Source organism: Microcoleus sp. S28C3 (assembly GCF_036700785.1).
Lineage (GTDB): Bacteria > Cyanobacteriota > Cyanobacteriia > Cyanobacteriales > Microcoleaceae > Microcoleus > Microcoleus asticus.
This window is the reverse complement of the sequence record NZ_JAUBPO010000026.1, coordinates 42,141-59,303: the sequence shown is the minus strand read 5'-3', so window position 1 is coordinate 59,303 and position 17,163 is coordinate 42,141. Positions and strand designations below refer to the sequence as shown.

The window sequence follows — 17,163 nt, the reverse complement described above, 5'->3', positions numbered from 1 at the left end:
GACTGCTGGCTAACTATTAGCGAGTCGGTCGAGCTGGAGCCGGAGAGGCAGGAGCCGGCCGAGCTGGAGCCGGAGAGGCAGGAGCCGGTCGAGTTTGATTCGGAGCAAGCTGTGGATTTTGGCCCGCACCGGCAGGTTGGAGCGATCGCACAAATTCCAGCGACTCCCGCGAGGGAATCAAAATCATTTGGGTCAAAAACGGGTCGTTCTCAGTGCGCAAAGCTTCCAAAACGCTCTCTAAGTTCACCACCTCAATCTTAATTGCGGCAGTCACGTTCGGCTGCTGCTGCTTAAAACGATCGACCATTCCCTGCAAATCCTCCTTGTTAAAAAACAAGGGAATCACCTCTTGTTGACCCCGCTGAATCGTCAAATAACCATTTTCCGCGCCGCCTCTGGCCAAAAACAGAGGTACACCGTTGAACTCGTTAACTTGTTGACCAGTCTGCTGAAGTACAGTTTTAGCCGACTGCACCTGCACCGGAGCCGGAACGAAAGCAAATTGCACCTCCTCCGGCTTGCCTTTATTTGCTTGAGTGAGCTGATAAATTTCACCCAGCGACACCGGCATCACGCGCACCGACGCCGCCAACTGAGGATTTTTGGTTTTCAGTTGATCGACAAAAGCTTGAGCATCTTTCTGGCTGATGAAAATTCCCGCCACGGAAGCATTACCAGTTTGACCCTGACCCTGCTTGGGAACAGAAGCGATCAGGGGCGCACCCTGAGCGTCTGTAATCGTAAATACTGGCACCGATCGCAATTTTTCCAAAATTTGCGGTTCCGGCAGTGCCAGTGCAGACATCTTGCCAATTGGGGAGGGGCCCAGCAGAGCGCTGCCGACAATTCCCAATATTGCGCCCAAACGAACTAATGATTTCATGTTTTTTCCATCAGGAGCGATCCTGAAACACATTAACGCAAAGACTCGCGCTTTCACACGATCGGCAAAAACTGCCTCCGTTTTCATTTTGACCAAATGTAAACATCAGAGACAGTTTTTGCTTCAATCTATTATTTAACATTATTCGATCGGGATGACAGGATTTGAACCTGCGACATCCTGCTCCCAAAGCAGGCGCGCTACCAAGCTGCGCTACATCCCGGTGTTATAGTTAGCTAACCTCTAACAATTAACGCACAAAATCGCTAGCTTGTCAAGTTTTTTTAAATATTTAGCTCTTGATGCAGCTAAGGCGAAGTTTTTTTCAGGTTGTGCGGTTTGACCCCACCCAAAAACGGATACCGTGCCACGTACTTCTGTCGTGAGCCGCCCACAATTTTAGACTGTTGTTCAAGCTCCCAGATTCATCTTTGGAATAAATCTCAAATCTCAAATAGTTCGACTCAGCGCTCACGGTCGAGTCGCGATCGCCGAACGTCTCGCCGAAGTCTCAAATCTCAAATCGACTGACAATAGTTGCACAGCTTCATAACTGCCCTGCTGCCGGGATACATCCAAGCGTAACTGACCGCAACGCACAGGTGCAGTCGGTGTTGGCAGCGTTAATATTGTATGGTATTTCCTCAACAAATCAACGCCGACCTGCACCTCTGGGCTAATCTGGATACCAAAACATACCTTTAATCCCCTCTGGATCGGACATAAAGCCCAAATTGCGGTAAAAATCCACCACCTGAGGGTCAGCAAATAAGGTAATGTTGCTGATATCTTCACTGCGGAGTTTTTTAATGATGTATTTCATCAGCGCCTTGCCCATGCCTTTGCCCTGGTAGTCAGGATGAACTACCACATCCCAAAGCGTGGCATTAAAAGCATGGTCTGAAGTCGCTCTGGCGAAACCCACCAGCCGTCGCTGGCTGCCCCGCATCTCCCACATAGAGACGACTAGGAAGCTGTGCTGAATAGCTTTTTTGACTTTACGCAGGGGACGGCGGGACCAACCCACTGCATTACAAAGTTCTTCGAGTTCGTAGAGGTCAATGTCCCGATCGCAACTGAAAAAGATGCGAGCGTTGCCGCTGGCGGGTTTGCGAAACGTTGGGGAAAGCGGATCGCCTAACCCAACAGCCACATCTTCCTCAAAATCCGCTGTTTGGGGTACAGAGGCAGACTCAGAACTACTAAATAAGTTTTTCCAAAAACCCATGCAGGCGCGGTTAAGGTAGTAGAAGTTGGACGACGAGAAAGAGAACCAGACAGATAAACCCACTCCGATCGGCGTAGGATCAATTGCCGGTAGCCTCTTGAGGAACAGTTTACGGTACACTCATCTTACGCCGAAAACAGGGATTTGTCGTCCAACATTGAGTCTGCGCTTTTTTGATTCTGTCAATTTTGGTAGAACAGTTCTGCTAGCCAGTGCCCGGACAACCCGCTTTTAAGGTAAAATTTATTGCCGAACCAGGACAGAGGCATTTTGGGAAATGCTTCTTTTGAGTGCCGCCGATCGCGCCGGAACTTATACCCTTGGTGGGAAATACTACTGGAATGGCGCAACGGTGACATTCTCGTGATAAGTTCTCAGACAGATTTGACTTTTGCTTTTAGTGAGGAGACGGGCACAATTTAAGTCGAATCGTCGAATCGAAAATCCCATTGCCATAAGGCATGGAAGAGTCAATACCTATTATATTTCCCGCACCTTCTCCTCAATTATGGCTTCGGGTTTAAAACCATCTACACTAGAACTTCTCAAGCGCTTTAACCGAGCGTTTCCGCAGTTTTATGAGCAATTTGTCAGCAGCGAAATCCAGTTGCAAAACCTCAAATTAGCTTACCAACTTTACAAAACTCGGCAAGCAGTCATCGAAATCCGAGCCGAAGGTAACAAAAGTGCCCTGCATTTTGCTTACCGGAACCAGTCTTTTCTACTGAGCGATATTTTTGGAGTGCTCGCCGCCTACGGACTGACGATTCACAGTCTGAGTCTGTACGGTCAAATTTACCCGCCCATGCTGGTATTTATCAAATTGGTCGTATCTCGCGGTGGCAAGGTACTGGCAGATAAAACAGCAGAAAACGTCTGTAGAGCCGTTCGAGAGGCCTTGGCCGGGCATTTTGAGGTTGAAGAGATGTTGGCGGTTGAATTTAATTTAGACGCGGGTTTGGAAGATGTGGCAACTGAATTCTACGTCGATCCGGTTTTCCACTTGCCAGCTTTGCTCATTGAAGCAGATAATCAACCGGGACTTTTTTACAAAGTTATGTATGCCATCTGGCAAGAGGATTTGTTGGTGGTAAATGCTAATTTGCTGGTTTGGCGGGGGCGAACTCGCCTGATTCTCTACTTGTTGGGACCAAATGAAAGTTTAATTCCCGAGTATCTGGGGCAGAAAATCGCTGAGGGGGTACGACAAAGATTGCTGGGCGAGCGATTTTAGGGCAAGCTGCCGAGTTCTAAATAACTAGATTTACATAAGTAGACATTAGTTTGCAGAAGTTTTCCAGTGACATAGGGTTAAAAGCTCGGCAAGATTGTTCGTACAAACGAGTATAGATAGCGGTTCTCATAAAAATGGGATACGCCTAAAAAGTCGTGTTGTCAAGCTTTTTAAGTTTGATTGCGTACCTCATCTACCAAAGAACCGCCATAATAGAAAAGACGTGCGATATCAATACGGGAGTTTAAAAAGTGCAACTTTCGTTTAAGACCGAATTAAAACCTAATAATCAACTGGTGGCTCTATTCCGTCAACATAGTTGAGTAGCAAGACACGCTTACAATTGCGCGAACAGAATAATGCTGGAAGTATTGGCGTTTAGAGCGACAGAGCAAACCGTAAAAATCCCTAAACAGATCAAATTACCAAAACGTTTTGTAACTAAAATTCAAAGTATTTACCCGTCGTATTACAAGAGTTAAAAACTATCATCACAGCAAGCATTAACTGATTAATGTGTTTTTTTTGTATAGGTACAAAATCTAAACCAAGAATTAGCAACGATGGTAAGCGTATCAATCTCCATAAAATAAGTTGGGTTAGACTGTGCGAAACGTTACCCATTACAACGGCACACAATTGCGTAATTAGTCGCACCGCTGACCGATGGTTGATAGCGGTATGATATGACATATAATCGCCCAGAGTAGAGGTATAACGACTGTGTATCGGCGTTGATAGCGGTATTAAATAACTCGGTGTTTGCTCTAACAGTCAAGTATTTGGTAGCCCCAAAGCTTACCGAAAGATGAGCAAAAAGTTGAAGCGCCAACAGCGGCGGTGAGTCGTAAAATCCGATGTTATAACCGTCGTACAAATTCATTAAATAAGCTGGCTAAACTACACGCAAAAGTTGTAAATATCCGCAAAAATGCGCTCATAAACTAACGTATTACCTAGCTTAAAACCGCAACAAAGTAAAAATAAAAAAATGAGCGATTAAAACATTTTTAAATAATTACAATTTAGCGGTACAATAGCCGAGTGTTGGATGTACCAGTACAAAACTAAACTATAATAGAAAACAGCAAAATTTTGCTTTCGATTAACACTGATAGACAGATGGTTTTGCTGTTTTCAAATATGCTAAAATTGTGGATATAATCGCCACAAAATGCTCTTGAAAAATTGCGTTTATGTATGTTCCCGGTAATACACCCGACATAGGTTTGAATGCTGTAAAAAACATACAACGCTGGTTTGAAGGAATATTTATTACAGGGTGTTCGGATCAAATGGCAAGCTATGCCAAGATTGCCTGTGAAGTGGACAAACATCTTGAGCGTCAGCTTAAGACCGGGTTGAAGCAGGAAGTAAGCGGTAAATCGATAGATTTGAGTCTTTTTGACTTATTTACATAGCTTTACATAGGTATTAGAGAGCGGATAAAATAAAATTATGGCAAAAATCGACATCCTAGGGGTTCGGCACGCTTACGATTTGACGACTCCGACTGCAACTTCTCCGGTTCTGGTATTTGTCCACGGCTGGCTGTTAAGCCGTCGCTACTGGCAACCTTTGACCGATCGCTTGGCACCAAACTATCAGTGCCTGACCTACGATTTGCGGGGGTTTGGCGATTCTCAATCCGACGGAGGCGGCTATACCGGGCATTCGGAACCGCTAAATTCCTGCTACACTCCCGCAGCTTACGCTCGCGATTTGGCAATTTTATTAGAAAAACTCGATATTTCTTGTGCTTGGCTGGTAGGACATTCTCTGGGCGGTACGATCGCTCTTTGGGGAGCCAGCCAATTGTCCGATCGCGTTAAAGGTGTCGTCTGCATGAATGCAGGCGGCGGCATCTATCTTAAGGAAGAATTCGAGCGGTTTCGAGCGGTCGGCAAGCAGCTAGTGAAAATGCGTCCCGGCTGGCTGTCTCACTTGCCGTTAGCAGATTTCGTATTTGGGCGGGATTCTGTAGCCCGCTCGATCGGTCGCTCCTGGGGACGGCAGCGCTTGAGAGATTTCGTGAGAGCTCATCCAGAGGCAGCTTTGGGGGCTTTGTTGGACTCGACCACAGAACCAGAAATTCACCTCTTGCCACAAATTGTGTCCCAACTAAAGCAGCCTGTTTATTTTATTGCCGGCACTAAAGACAAAATTATGGAACCAAAATACGTGCTGCATTTGGCTAGCTTTCACTGGATGTTCCAAGGTTGCGGCGAGAATGTCCTTGAGCTACCCGATTGCGGCCATTTGGCAATGGTGGAACAGCCGGATGCAGTGGCTAGTTACCTGCAAAATATTCTGCAAGAACACACTTAAAGGGCATTGCGTAAAGCGAAACCGAGGAATCGGGCATTGGGCACAGATATGGTTCGGGGAAGCGAAGCTTCCCAAATTGAAAGTTACAAGTTAAAAGTTAAAATATTTTTCCCTGTTCATTCCCTCAACATCGATCCGTAAAATCCCGTAGACAATCCGTAAAATCCAGTACACAATCCGTTGCTGAACTTCCTTCGCCTAAATCTGTTATCTTAAATAGATAACTCTGCCCGATCGCCCTTAAGGACAGAGCTTCTGACTCGATAGTGGCAAATTGTCTCAATACTAATTCTGCTTAAATATCTGTGCGCGTTAACCTCACCGATCGGCAACAACACATCCTTTGGGCAACGGTTCGCCACTACATAGCAACAGCGGAACCCGTTGGCTCAAAAGCTTTGGCTGACGAATTCAACCTCAGCGTCAGCCCAGCTACAATTCGCAATGCGATGGGGACTCTTGAAAAAGCTGGATTGCTCTATCAGCCCCACACTTCGGCAGGACGAGTCCCCTCTGACTCCGGCTACCGAATTTACGTAGACCAGTTGATTCAGCCGTCTGATACGCTGGCCCGCAAGGTAGAACAGGTACTAGACCAGCTCAATTGGTCGGACGGTCGCATGGACGCCGCACTCCGCGGCGCTGCTCAAATCCTGGCAACTATCAGCGGTTACATAGCGATGATCACCATACCGCAAACCAATATGGCTTGCTTGCGCCACTTGCAACTGGTGCAGCTAGAACCGGGAAAGGTGATGCTGATCGTGGTGACGGATGCCTACGAAACTCAGTCGGTTTTGGTGCAGTTGCCGAGGGACGCAGAAGGTAACAAGCCTGATGTCGAAATCGTCGATCGCCAATTGCAGATTTTGTCGAATTTTTTGAACACCAAGTTGCGGGGACGATCGCTCTCGGAACTCTCGACTGTAGACTGGAGCGAGTTAGACCGGGACTTTGAACTGTACGCTGAGTGGATGGGAACGATGCTGACTGCTTTGAGCAGCCGCCAAAGCAATCCAACCTACACGCGGATTCTGATCGGCGGTTTGGCAGAAGCGCTGCGCTTACCTGAGTTTTCGCAGCTGCAGCAAGTTCAAACTCTGGTGCAACTGCTCGAACAAGAGCAAGAACTGCTTTGGCCTTTGATTTTTGAATCGCCTGAGTTGGACACCCCCGGGAAGCGGGTAACAGTGCGTATTGGTTCGGAAAATTCTTTAGAACCAATTCGTGGCTGTACTCTGATTTCTTCGACTTACCGCCGGGGATCGGTGCCGGTGGGTAGTGTAGGGGTTTTGGGGCCGACGCGGATGGTTTACGAAAATGCGATCGCGGTGGTGGAAGCTGCGGCGGATTATTTGTCAGAAGCTATTGGCGGAAATCGAGTTAGTTTTCCTGATGGCGATCGAGGGCGATCGGATAATCCGTTGTTAGATGCACCCTAATTTGATAGCCTCAAGCTTAACTGGCTTGGGGTTTTATTATCTGTGAACGCACTCGCAACCTTTATAAACCGGGTTTTGTGAGAAAAAACCTAGGCTTTTATACTCTTTTTGACACAAGAAACTAAAGCTTTGCGCTTGACGAGAGAGTTTTGTAAACAACCCGGTTTCTGCGTCCAGTCGAACGGCGGGTTTAGCGGCTCAAGTGAGGAGTTTTGGTGCAAACCGGGTGCGCGATCGCCGACTCTATGGATGGTGGCGAAAAATGAATTGAGGACGCGGGAGCGGCGATCGTGCGGAACCCGAATCCAGCAAAATGTCAAAATATTAAGACATTTTAGAGAGTTTGTCAAAAAGAACTAAAAAAGATTAGTGTTGATATGAAAGCGATATTTCTTTTGGGAATAGCCCGGGTTAAACAATTGCAAATAACTTGCAGTATATTTGGCTTCATTGCCACTTCATAAAAAATTTAACCGCTGAGTTAAGATCGAAACGAGATTTAGGGAATTTTCTTTTAGCATTCAATGAAATCGACCGATAAAACTAAGAATACCTTTGCGATCACAACACCTCTGTATTATGTAAACGATTTACCTCACGTTGGCAGCGCTTACACGACTATGGCAGCCGATGCCCTAGCCCGATTTGAGAGGCTGCGGGGCAAATCAGTTTTACTGGTGACGGGGACTGACGAACACGGGCAGAAAATTCAGCGGACAGCCGAGAGTTTGGGACGATCGCCCCAAGCTCATTGCGACTTAGTGGTTCCGGGGTTTGAGGCGCTTTGGGAGCAACTCGACATCCAGTACGATCGCTTCATCCGCACAACTTCGCGACGCCACGAGTACATTGTCAAAGAATTTTTCCAGCGCGTCTGGAACTCCGGTGACATCTACTTGAACCAGCAACAAGGCTGGTACTGCGTTTCCTGCGAAGAATTCAAAGATGAACGGGATTTGTTGCCAGGAAATCGGTGCTCTGTCCACACCAGCAAGGAAGTTGAGTGGCGCGACGAGGAAAATTACTTTTTTCGCCTGTCGCGGTATCAAGACCAACTGCTGGCCTTGTACGCAGAACGTCCCGACTTCATCGCGCCGGAAAGTCGCCGCAACGAAGTGCTGAGCTTCGTCAACTCTGGACTGCAAGACTTTTCGATTTCTAGAGTGAATCTGGCATGGGGTCTGCCAATACCGGTTGACCCCAGTCACACCATATACGTTTGGTTTGACGCTTTGCTGGGATACGTCACCGCCTTGGTAGATCCGGACAGGGACCCGACGTTGGAGAATGCTTTATCTAAATGGTGGCCGGTTGACCTGCACTTGATCGGCAAAGATATTCTCCGCTTCCACGCAGTTTACTGGCCGGCAATGCTGCTGTCAGCGGGTATGTCGGTGCCGGGCGGGGTCTTCGCTCACGGGTTTTTGACCAAAGATGGCAAAAAAATGGGGAAAACGGAGGGTAATACTTTAGATCCCGTCGAATTGGTCAAGAAATACGGCCCTGATGCAGTGCGTTACTATTTCCTCAAAGAAATTGAGTTCGGAGAGGACGGCGATTTTAACGAAACTCGGTTTATCAATATATTGAATGCTGAGCTAGCAAATGATTTGGGAAATTTGCTTAACCGCACGTTAAACATGGCTCGCAAATATTGCGGTGGCTGCGTTCCAAATGTGTCGGGCGAAAACATTGACGGCGACAACCTTCTCAAGGGTATGAGCCTGGATTTGGGCGATCGAGTAGCGGGTTTTTACGAAGAGTTGGCTTTTAGCAAGGCTTGCGAAGCCGTGCTTGCATTAGTGCGAGCCGGGAACAAGTTTATTGACGTGCAAGCACCTTGGAGTTTGTACAAGCAGGGACAGATAGAAAGTGTCGAACAAGTGCTATATTCTGTTCTGGAATCTGTTAGACTAGCATCTTACCTTTTATCGCCGATTATTCCCAATATCAGCAACGCTATCTATCAACAGCTAGGTTTTTCAATTGACTTTAACGATCGGGTTACAGTTAACAGTTTAGCGGATTTTGCAGATCATGCGGCCTGGGGCGCTTTGCCGGCCAACCAAACTCTGGGGGAACCTCAACCTGTTTTTAAGCGGCTCGAACTGCTTGAAACAGTACCTTCATAGTTGGCAGCCAGCGCTTGAGGCGCTATGACAGACTACGAATTAGCAGTTATTTCCTTACCAATCTTTCATAAAAATTGAGGCATAAGAATCATGTTGAATAGAATAGAAAGCAATGACCTTTTTACGCCGGAACAGGTGCTAGAAAATCGGGGTCGAGTAGCAATTTTTATTGACGGCTCTAACCTTTTTTACGCGGCTTTGCAGTTAGGAATTGAGATTGATTACACTAAGCTGCTGTGCCGTTTAACTGCGGGTTCGCGGCTGCTGCGCTCTTTTTTCTACACGGGTGTCGATCGCACTAACGAAAAACAGCAAGGATTTTTGCTGTGGATGCGCCGCAACGGCTACCGGGTTATTTCTAAGGATTTGGTACAGTTGCCGGACGGTTCTAAGAAGGCGAATTTAGATGTAGAAATCGCTGTGGATATGATGGCTTTAGTGGGGTCTTACGATACGGCGGTTCTGGTCAGCGGTGACGGCGATTTGGCTTATGCTGTAGACGCTGTGAGCTATCGCGGTGTGCGGGTTGAGGTGGTGAGTTTGCGATCGATGACGAGCGACAGTTTGATTAATGTAGCCGATCGCTATATCGATTTAGAAATGATTAAGGACGACATCCAAAAAACATCGCGCCCTAATTATGCTTACCGCCCTTTGTCGGGTCTGAGCTTGATGGACGAACACGACGACAGATAGGGATTTCGTAATGGGTAATGGGTAATGAGTAACGGGTAATGGGTGATGGTGAATGGGTTAAATCATTGAGAATTAAAAGTTAAAAATTTAGACAAAACATGACACATTTTTAATTTTTGATTAATTGTTTTTCAATACCCAATTATTAATTACCTATTACCTATTACCAATTCCCAATTACCTATTACCAATTCCCATTTGCCAATGATTAATCTCAAATCCCAAATCCCAAATCTCAAATCCCCAAAATTGATGCTGCTATTTTTAGCAGCACTGATTTTGGGGGTTGGTGCTTGTGGGGTTCCGCAAGAAACTCAAAAGAACAAATTAGCTGAGGATCTCAAAACTGCTCAACAGTCAAACAGCACTTTAACTTTGAACAAAGTAACTCTAGAGCAAGCAAACGAAAAGGGCGAGACGTTCTGGAAAGTAAACTCGCAAAATGCCGTTTACAGCAAAGACAAAAAGATAGTTAACATTCAGAAGCCTGTGGGCAAATTGTTTCAGGACGGCAAAGAAATTTACGACATTCAGGGAGAAACGGGGCAGGTATTTCAGGAAGGAAATCAAGTTTTTCTCAAAGGTAACATAGTCGCTACTGACCTTAAAAATGGAGTGGTATTGCGGGGAAATGAGTTGGAGTGGCGGCCGAAGGAAGATGTCTTAGTTGTTCGCAACAATTTGACGGGAGAGAACAAACAGGTGACGGCTTCAGCGAAGGAAGCGCGGGTTTTCAGTAGGGCTAAGAGGATGGAGTTATTCGGCTCTGTGGTGGCGAATGTTAAAGATCCGGCTTTGCAATTGCGAACCGAGCACTTAGTGTGGTTTGTGGAACAACAAAAGGTAAACAGCGACAAACCGACTCAAATTGACAAATACAAAGATAAAAAAGTCACAGACAGCGGTTTTGCCGACCAAGTAGATGTAGACTTAAAAACCAAGATTGCGACGCTGACGAAAAATGCTCAGTTGATGCCATCAGACCCGCCGCTGCAAATAGAAAGCAGTTTGATGAGTTGGAATTTTCCGGCGCAATCTGTGATATCGCCCGGGCCTGTGAAAGTTTTTCACCGCGTGGAAAAGGTGACGATGACTGGGGATACGGGGCGGGGAGATTTAGAGAAAAAAATCTTTTATTTGACGGGAAATGTGGTAGGAATCGGGGAAAAACGTCAAGCTCAATTAAATACCGATCGAGTAACGTGGTATTTAACTAACCAGACTTTCGACGCCGAAGGAAATGTGGTTTACAAGCAACTCAATCCGGTGTTTAATTTGACTGGGCCGAGGGCGGCGGGAGAGTTGAAAAATCAAACTGTGATTGTCAAAGGCGACGGTGGCGGCGGTCAAGTAGTTACGGAATTTGTACCGGACGAGTACAAGGGAACTTTGGGGAAGTAGATAAAATTGCGATCGCAGGTGCAGGCAGATGAGCGCCAATAAACGCAGATCTAATTAAGATGAGATTGAGTAAGGAGAGGTTGGGATGACAACAATTTAGAAACAACTGTAGAAAGGCTTGATGAACCTATCTTAATTGACGGATTAAGTTGGAGAGAGTTTAAAGCTGTTGAACTGCTTCTCTCACCTCCCGGGGTGCGGCTGTCGTTTTTAGATGGGGTGTGGGAGATTAGACGTATGCCTGGAAGAAAAAACGAAACTGCCAAACAGCGGATTTCAACGCTATCTCGCTCAGCCCCCTATGTTTCCGGCGATCGCCCGTGCAGTCAAATCTTTTTATGTTTTGCATCTGATTCAACCTGAACTCATGGCACTGTTGAGTTTAGGGTTGATTTAGATACTATGCACTATAGACTATTAAGCTATTGTGCATCTAGTTTGCCATTTCCTCAGTTTTAGAATCCTTGTGGGACGGGCCACCGATCCCGTTTAAAACCGCAATTAAGCTGGCGTAAGCTTAGGACTTACGCATAGATACCCCAAAGCCCCTTCCCAAGTAGGCTTTCAAGTACCAGTTTTTCAAGCCGTTCCCCTCTTTTTAAGGGCAGCAGGGGGGAGGTGGGTTTCAGGCCGTATCGTGCGTAAGCCCTGACTATAATTGTATGCTTAGATCAATTAGGATTGAGGTCAAGACCTACAAGTGAATGGAGGTGTACTCAATATCAATGCAATCTGCACGTAGGCTCACACTGCCACCCCAAGCAAAATATACCGCGTTTGAGATTTAGGGAACTTCAGTCTTAAATGGGGTAGCTGTTTTTTTTTTCATAAATTTGTCAACTGTACCAGTATTAGCTGCTCATTTCACTCCAGTTATTCAACAATAAGATATTATGAAATCAATTGGCTTTAAAGAGAGAGGGAATCAATAATTTCCCTAGAACTAACTTTAAATAAGCAACAGTGAGCGACTGTTGTTATTGAAACAATCCACATACTAAAATGACTCCGCCATGACACTAATCGCAAGTGAGCATGAACTTGTAAAAAGCCCTCAAAAAATCCCGCTGCGCCTCGTCTTAGTCGTACCATTTGTCCTGCAAATCTTTGCCGCTGTGGGACTGACAGGTTGGTTCTCGCTACACAACGGCAAAACTGCCGTCAACAACGTTACTAGCCAATTACGAACGGAGGTACTCGCCCGCATCAACCAACAACTAAACACTTACTTGGAAACGCCCCACTTGGTCAATGCCATCAGCGTCGATGCCATTCGCCGCTTTGGGTTGTGGAATCCAGACAATATGGGTTCGATGAGAAGTTACTTTTTCTGGCAGCTCAAGCAATTTTCCACCGTTAATTACATCAGTTTTGGAGGAGAAAAAAAAGAATTTGCAGGTGCTGGATATAAGGATGATGGCACTGTTGTTATTGAAATAACCGATCGCTCTACTAATTTTATCGATACGATCGTCAGCGTAGATAGAGAGGGCAACCCGACTCAGTTTAAGGAAACCCACCCAGACTACGACCCCCGCATTCGAGGCTGGTATAAAGCCGCAAAAGTTGCAGGCAAACCCCAATGGAATAAAATTTATCAATATTTTATTCAACCTAGCCTAGGAATCTCCGCTAGCCAACCTGTTTACGACAAAAATGGCACTTTTCTAGGAGTTGTAAGTACCGATCTATTTCTCTCAAAAATTGGCGACTTTCTCCAAAGTTTAAAAATTGGGAAATCCGGAAAGACTTTCATCATAGAACGCTCTGGCTTGCTAGTGGCTTCTTCCACCGCTGAGAAGCCATTTATTAACACCAAAAATAGCAAAAAAACGCAAAGATTAAAAGCGATTGAAAGCAGCGTACCTTTGATCCAGGGTACAGCGAAGCATTTAATAGAACGCTTTGGAAACTTCAACGAAATTGACAGCAACCAGCAACTAGACTTCATCCTAAATGGCCAGCGGGAATTCGTGCAAGTATCCCCATTCCAAGATGGTCGAGGTCTTGATTGGCTGATTGTTGTAGTCGTTCCAGAAGCCGATTTTATGGAGCAAATCAATGCCAATACCCGCAGCACAGTCCTACTCTGCATTTTAGCGTTAGTGCTAGCGACGTTGTTAGGAATCTTCGCCTCCCGCTGGATTACCCATCCTATTTTTCGTTTAAGTAAAGCAAGTAGAGCGATCGCTAGCGGTCAATTAGACCAAGAAGTAGAGGTAAATGGCATAGATGAACTGGGAATTCTCGCTCAATCTTTTAACCAAATGGCACAGCAATTGCGCGAATCTTTTGCTGCTTTAGAAAATACTAACTCAGAGTTAGAAAATCGAGTAGAAGAACGGACAAGTGAGCTAAAAGATGCAAAAGTTGCCGCTGATACTGCTAACCACGCCAAAAGCCAGTTTCTCGCCAACATGAGCCATGAACTCCGCACCCCCCTGAACGGGATTCTAGGATACGCTCAAATTATGGAACGCGATAAAAGTACCACTCCTCAACAAAAAGATGCTATCCAAATTATTCACCATTGTGGTTCGCACTTGCTCACCCTGATTAACGATATTTTAGACATTTCTAAAATTGAAGCCAGTAAAATGGAACTTTACAGTTCAACTTTTAATTTTCCTTCTTTTCTGATCGAGGTTGTAGAAATCTGCCGCATCCGAGCTGAACAAAAAGAAATTATATTTAATTATCAAGTATTAAATCAACTTCCTAACGCTGTCAATGCTGATGAAAAACGACTGCGCCAAGTTTTGATTAACCTTTTGAGCAATGCTATTAAATTTACAGAAAAAGGAGCTGTTATTTTTAAGGTAGGTGTAATAGGTAACGGGGAAGACTCCGACCAATCACCACTTACTAAAATTCGTTTTTATATCGAAGATACTGGGGTTGGGATGGCACCAGAACAGTTAGAAAAAATATTTTTACCGTTTGAGCAAGTCGGAAATAGCCAGCAGAAGGCTGAAGGCACCGGGTTAGGATTAGCCATCGCACAGAAAATTGTTCAAATGATGGGAGGCGAAATAAAAGTCGAAAGTAGACTCGATAAAGGCAGCACTTTTTACCTTGATTTAGAGTTGACTGAATCATCCAAATATATTGCTCAACGTTCGATTAATAATTCAACCAATTTAAGGGGTTTCAAAGGAAATAAAAATAAAATTTTGCTAGTAGACGATCGATGCGAAAATCGAGGTTTTATTAAGAATCTTTTAGAACCACTAGGTTTTAAAATCATGGAAGCTTGTAATGGACAAGACGGTTTAGATAAAGCCACTGATTTTCAACCAGATCTGATTATTACAGACTTAGTGATGCCAGGAATGGATGGATTGGAAATGTCCCGGCGCTTTCGGAAATCATCAGAGTTTAAAGATGTAATATTGATAGCATCCAGCGCTAGCGTGTTTAACTTCGATCGGCAAAATAGCCAAGAAGCAGGTTGTAACGAGTTCCTGTCAAAGCCTATCCAAGTAGAAGAATTGCTAGAAGTATTAAAGATTTATTTGCAAATAGAATGGATTTACGAGCAACCTGCTGATTTGGCGAACGAACAGCAGGAAGGTTTCACTAATTTATTAAATGTTCAAAGTGGTGAGCTGGTGATACCGCCATCAACAGAGCTTGTAGCGCTATTTAATGCGGCTCGAATCGGCGATATTGAAGCTGTGGAGCAGGAAGCCAATAGACTCAAGCAGATACACGGCAACTATCTACCCTTTGCTAACAAACTATTGCAATTTGCCAAAAATTTTGAAGAAAAAGAAATACTAGCTTTTGTAAAAACACATTTTGGAAAATAAAATGCTTACCCCAAAAGACAATGTAATTTTAATTGTTGACGATCACCCGAATAACCTCAAACTTCTGTTCGATTTTTTTAAGGAGTCAGGCTTCAAAGTTTTAGTTGCTAAGGATGGGGAAAGTGCTATTGAAAAGCTACAAGAAGTTTCGCCAAATATCATATTGTTAGATGTGATGATGCCGGGGATAGATGGGTTTGAAACCTGCTACCGCTTAAAAGCATCGGTGGCAACGAAAGATATCCCTGTGATTTTTATGACATGTCTTACCGATCGCGTGGATAAGGTTAAAGGCCTGTCAATGGGGGCAGTAGATTATATCACCAAACCCTTTCAGCAAGAGGAAGTCCTAGCCCGCGTGCAACTACACCTGAGACTGCGAAATTTGACCAAGACCCTGGAAGAGCAAAATGTGCTTCTCAAAGAGGAAATTGAAGCCCGAAAAGAGGCGGAAGCCGCCTTGCAGAAACTCACTTTTGAATTAGAGGAACGGGTGGCTTCTCAAACGGCTGAACTTAGACAAGCCTGCAACGAGCTTAAACAGGCTCAAGTTCTGTTGTTGCAAAGGGAAGAAAAATTAGGACATGATGCTTTTCACGACGCTCTAACGGATTTGCCCAACCGTGCTTGGTTTATGAATCGGCTGCAACAGGCGATCGATTTGTCGTACAGACGTAAAGATTATTTATATGCGGTGCTATTTATTGACCTCGATCGCTTTAAAGTTGTAAATGATAGCCTCGGACATTTGGTTGGGGATGAATTACTAAAAAGCGTTGCTCGTCAACTGCAAGCTTCTTTACGCCACACAGATGTAGTTGCGCGGTTTGGAGGAGATGAATTTGTGCTATTGCTAGAAGATATTAAAGATCTTGATGAACCAATCAGGGTGGCCGAACGCATCCAAAACCAATTAAGGCAGCCGTTTAATTTGAATGATTATGAAGTATTTACTCAGGTCAGCATTGGGATTATTCTGAGCACAATGGGTTACGATCGCCCAGAAGACGTGCTCAGAGATGCGGATATCGCAATGTATTATGCTAAAGCTGAAGGCAGAGGGCGTTACGAAGTTTTCGATCCAGCGATGCAAACTGTTGCTATGACGCGCTTGCAGTTGGAGAATGACTTGAGAAGGGCGATCGCGCTACAAGAATTTTGCCTTCACTACCAGCCAATTGTCTCGCTTTGTACGGGGCAACTCAGTGGCTTTGAAGCTTTGGTGCGCTGGTATCACCCATCTGGTAAGATCTACCCGCCTGCCGAGTTTATCCCTGTGGCGGAAGAAACTGGTTTGATCAATGAACTGGGGTGGTGGGTTTTGCAGGAAGCTTGTCACCAGATGAGTATTTGGCAGCAACAGTTTCCCCAAACACCTCCCTTGGCGATTAATGTCAATCTTTCCGCCGTGCAGCTCAAGCAAGTAAACCTACTCAATCGAATTGAGGAGCTTTTGCAGCAGACTAGAATTCCAAGCTACTCTCTCAAACTAGAGATTACTGAAAGTTGCATTTTAGAAACAGTATCCAGGGAAGAAAAGATGTTGAAGCAGCTAAAAGCTCTAGGCATTCTGTTGTGTATCGACGACTTTGGCACTGGCTACTCTTCTTTAAGCCGCTTACACGAGTTTCCCATTGATACTTTAAAGATTGACCGCTCTTTTGTCAGCCGCATTGGGGCAGACAACAGTGGCGTAGAAATTATTCAGACGATCGTGACGCTGGCTCGCAGCCGAGGTATGGATATCGTGGCAGAAGGTATAGAAACGCCAACACAGCTACAGAAACTGCGAGAGTTGGGGTGTGAGTTGGGGCAAGGATATTTATTTTCTAAAGCTGTAGACAGCTTCAAGGCAACCGAACTATTAGGCCGAAAAGTAGGGCTATTAAGCTGGCATCACATCTAGTTTACCTCGTTGAAAAGGAATTTTCGGTAAACAGATCGATCGCCAAAATGCGTCTATTTTTCAAAAGTTAAAAAAACTGTAGCGGAGGACACGGCAATGCC

Annotated in this window: 14 protein-coding genes and 1 tRNA gene; 11 read left to right on the top strand and 4 right to left on the bottom strand. The window is 45.2% G+C overall.

Annotated elements, in window-relative coordinates; translation table 11 throughout:
• Positions 1–16: 16 nt before the first annotated feature.
• The 4 genes from QUA13_RS10335 to QUA13_RS10320 form a co-directional block, all read right to left on the bottom strand.
• Positions 17–883, bottom strand: coding sequence for a Tic22 family protein (locus tag QUA13_RS10335; RefSeq protein WP_172187302.1), 867 nt, complete (start codon positions 881–883; stop codon positions 17–19).
• 149 nt (positions 884–1,032) lie between these two features.
• Positions 1,033–1,106, bottom strand: a tRNA-Pro gene (locus tag QUA13_RS10330).
• A 248-nt stretch (positions 1,107–1,354) separates the two neighbouring features.
• Positions 1,355–1,552 carry a hypothetical protein gene (locus QUA13_RS10325; protein ID WP_333198230.1) on the bottom strand — a complete coding sequence of 66 codons (198 nt, stop codon included), beginning with the start codon at positions 1,550–1,552 and terminating at the stop codon, positions 1,355–1,357.
• Positions 1,553–1,559: 7 nt separating this feature from the next.
• Entirely contained in the window at positions 1,560–2,111 is a 552-nt protein-coding gene (locus QUA13_RS10320; RefSeq protein WP_172187348.1) for a GNAT family N-acetyltransferase, read from the bottom strand.
• Positions 2,112–2,357: 246 nt separating this feature from the next.
• On the opposite strand from QUA13_RS10320, the gene QUA13_RS10315 reads away from it, so the two are divergent.
• The 11 genes from QUA13_RS10315 to QUA13_RS10265 all read left to right on the top strand — a co-directional run bounded on the left by QUA13_RS10315 (position 2,358) and on the right by QUA13_RS10265 (position 17,062).
• Positions 2,358–2,534, top strand: a complete 177-nt coding sequence (locus QUA13_RS10315) for a hypothetical protein (protein WP_333198229.1) — start codon at positions 2,358–2,360, stop codon at positions 2,532–2,534.
• A gap of 85 nt (positions 2,535–2,619) precedes the next feature.
• The gene (locus tag QUA13_RS10310; RefSeq protein ID WP_006631881.1) at positions 2,620–3,345 is read left to right on the top strand and encodes a hypothetical protein; all 726 of its coding nucleotides are present in this window, start codon (positions 2,620–2,622) and stop codon (positions 3,343–3,345) included.
• Between the two features lie 1,196 nt (positions 3,346–4,541).
• Positions 4,542–4,766, top strand: a complete 225-nt coding sequence (locus QUA13_RS10305; protein WP_333198228.1) for a hypothetical protein — start codon at positions 4,542–4,544, stop codon at positions 4,764–4,766.
• A gap of 37 nt (positions 4,767–4,803) precedes the next feature.
• Positions 4,804–5,673, top strand: coding sequence for an alpha/beta hydrolase (locus tag QUA13_RS10300; protein ID WP_333198227.1), 870 nt, complete (start codon positions 4,804–4,806; stop codon positions 5,671–5,673).
• A gap of 299 nt (positions 5,674–5,972) precedes the next feature.
• Positions 5,973–7,115 carry a heat-inducible transcriptional repressor HrcA gene (gene hrcA, locus QUA13_RS10295; RefSeq protein WP_425487375.1) on the top strand — a complete coding sequence of 381 codons (1,143 nt, stop codon included), beginning with the start codon at positions 5,973–5,975 and terminating at the stop codon, positions 7,113–7,115.
• Positions 7,116–7,223: 108 nt separating this feature from the next.
• Positions 7,224–7,475, top strand: coding sequence for a hypothetical protein (locus QUA13_RS10290; RefSeq protein ID WP_333198226.1), 252 nt, complete (start codon positions 7,224–7,226; stop codon positions 7,473–7,475).
• Positions 7,476–7,639: 164 nt separating this feature from the next.
• A complete protein-coding gene (metG, locus tag QUA13_RS10285) occupies positions 7,640–9,247 on the top strand; it encodes a methionine--tRNA ligase (protein ID WP_333198225.1) in 1,608 nt (535 codons plus the stop codon).
• A 90-nt stretch (positions 9,248–9,337) separates the two neighbouring features.
• The gene (locus QUA13_RS10280; RefSeq protein ID WP_096831201.1) at positions 9,338–9,943 is read left to right on the top strand and encodes a LabA-like NYN domain-containing protein; all 606 of its coding nucleotides are present in this window, start codon (positions 9,338–9,340) and stop codon (positions 9,941–9,943) included.
• 204 nt (positions 9,944–10,147) lie between these two features.
• Entirely contained in the window at positions 10,148–11,344 is a 1,197-nt protein-coding gene (gene lptC, locus QUA13_RS10275; RefSeq protein WP_333198224.1) for an LPS export ABC transporter periplasmic protein LptC, read from the top strand.
• Between the two features lie 1,013 nt (positions 11,345–12,357).
• A complete protein-coding gene (locus QUA13_RS10270) occupies positions 12,358–15,156 on the top strand; it encodes an ATP-binding protein (protein ID WP_333198223.1) in 2,799 nt (932 codons plus the stop codon).
• Position 15,157: 1 nt separating this feature from the next.
• On the top strand, positions 15,158–17,062 hold the full coding sequence (locus QUA13_RS10265; RefSeq protein ID WP_333198222.1) for an EAL domain-containing protein: 1,905 nt from the start codon (positions 15,158–15,160) through the stop codon (positions 17,060–17,062).
• Positions 17,063–17,163: the final 101 nt, after the last annotated feature.

What these genes read in the sequence shown, in the direction of transcription:
- QUA13_RS10335 (WP_172187302.1), bottom strand. Translation starts at nt 883, where the DNA reads ATGAAATCATTAGTTCGTTTGGGCGCAATATTGGGAATTGTCGGCAGC.
- QUA13_RS10320 (WP_172187348.1), bottom strand. Translation starts at nt 2,111, where the DNA reads ATGGGTTTTTGGAAAAACTTATTTAGTAGTTCTGAGTCTGCCTCTGTA.
- QUA13_RS10310 (WP_006631881.1), top strand. Translation starts at nt 2,620, where the DNA reads ATGGCTTCGGGTTTAAAACCATCTACACTAGAACTTCTCAAGCGCTTT.
- QUA13_RS10305 (WP_333198228.1), top strand. Translation starts at nt 4,542, where the DNA reads ATGTATGTTCCCGGTAATACACCCGACATAGGTTTGAATGCTGTAAAA.
- QUA13_RS10300 (WP_333198227.1), top strand. Translation starts at nt 4,804, where the DNA reads ATGGCAAAAATCGACATCCTAGGGGTTCGGCACGCTTACGATTTGACG.
- metG (WP_333198225.1), top strand. Translation starts at nt 7,640, where the DNA reads ATGAAATCGACCGATAAAACTAAGAATACCTTTGCGATCACAACACCT.
- QUA13_RS10280 (WP_096831201.1), top strand. Translation starts at nt 9,338, where the DNA reads ATGTTGAATAGAATAGAAAGCAATGACCTTTTTACGCCGGAACAGGTG.
- lptC (WP_333198224.1), top strand. Translation starts at nt 10,148, where the DNA reads ATGATTAATCTCAAATCCCAAATCCCAAATCTCAAATCCCCAAAATTG.
- QUA13_RS10270 (WP_333198223.1), top strand. Translation starts at nt 12,358, where the DNA reads ATGACACTAATCGCAAGTGAGCATGAACTTGTAAAAAGCCCTCAAAAA.
- QUA13_RS10265 (WP_333198222.1), top strand. Translation starts at nt 15,158, where the DNA reads ATGCTTACCCCAAAAGACAATGTAATTTTAATTGTTGACGATCACCCG.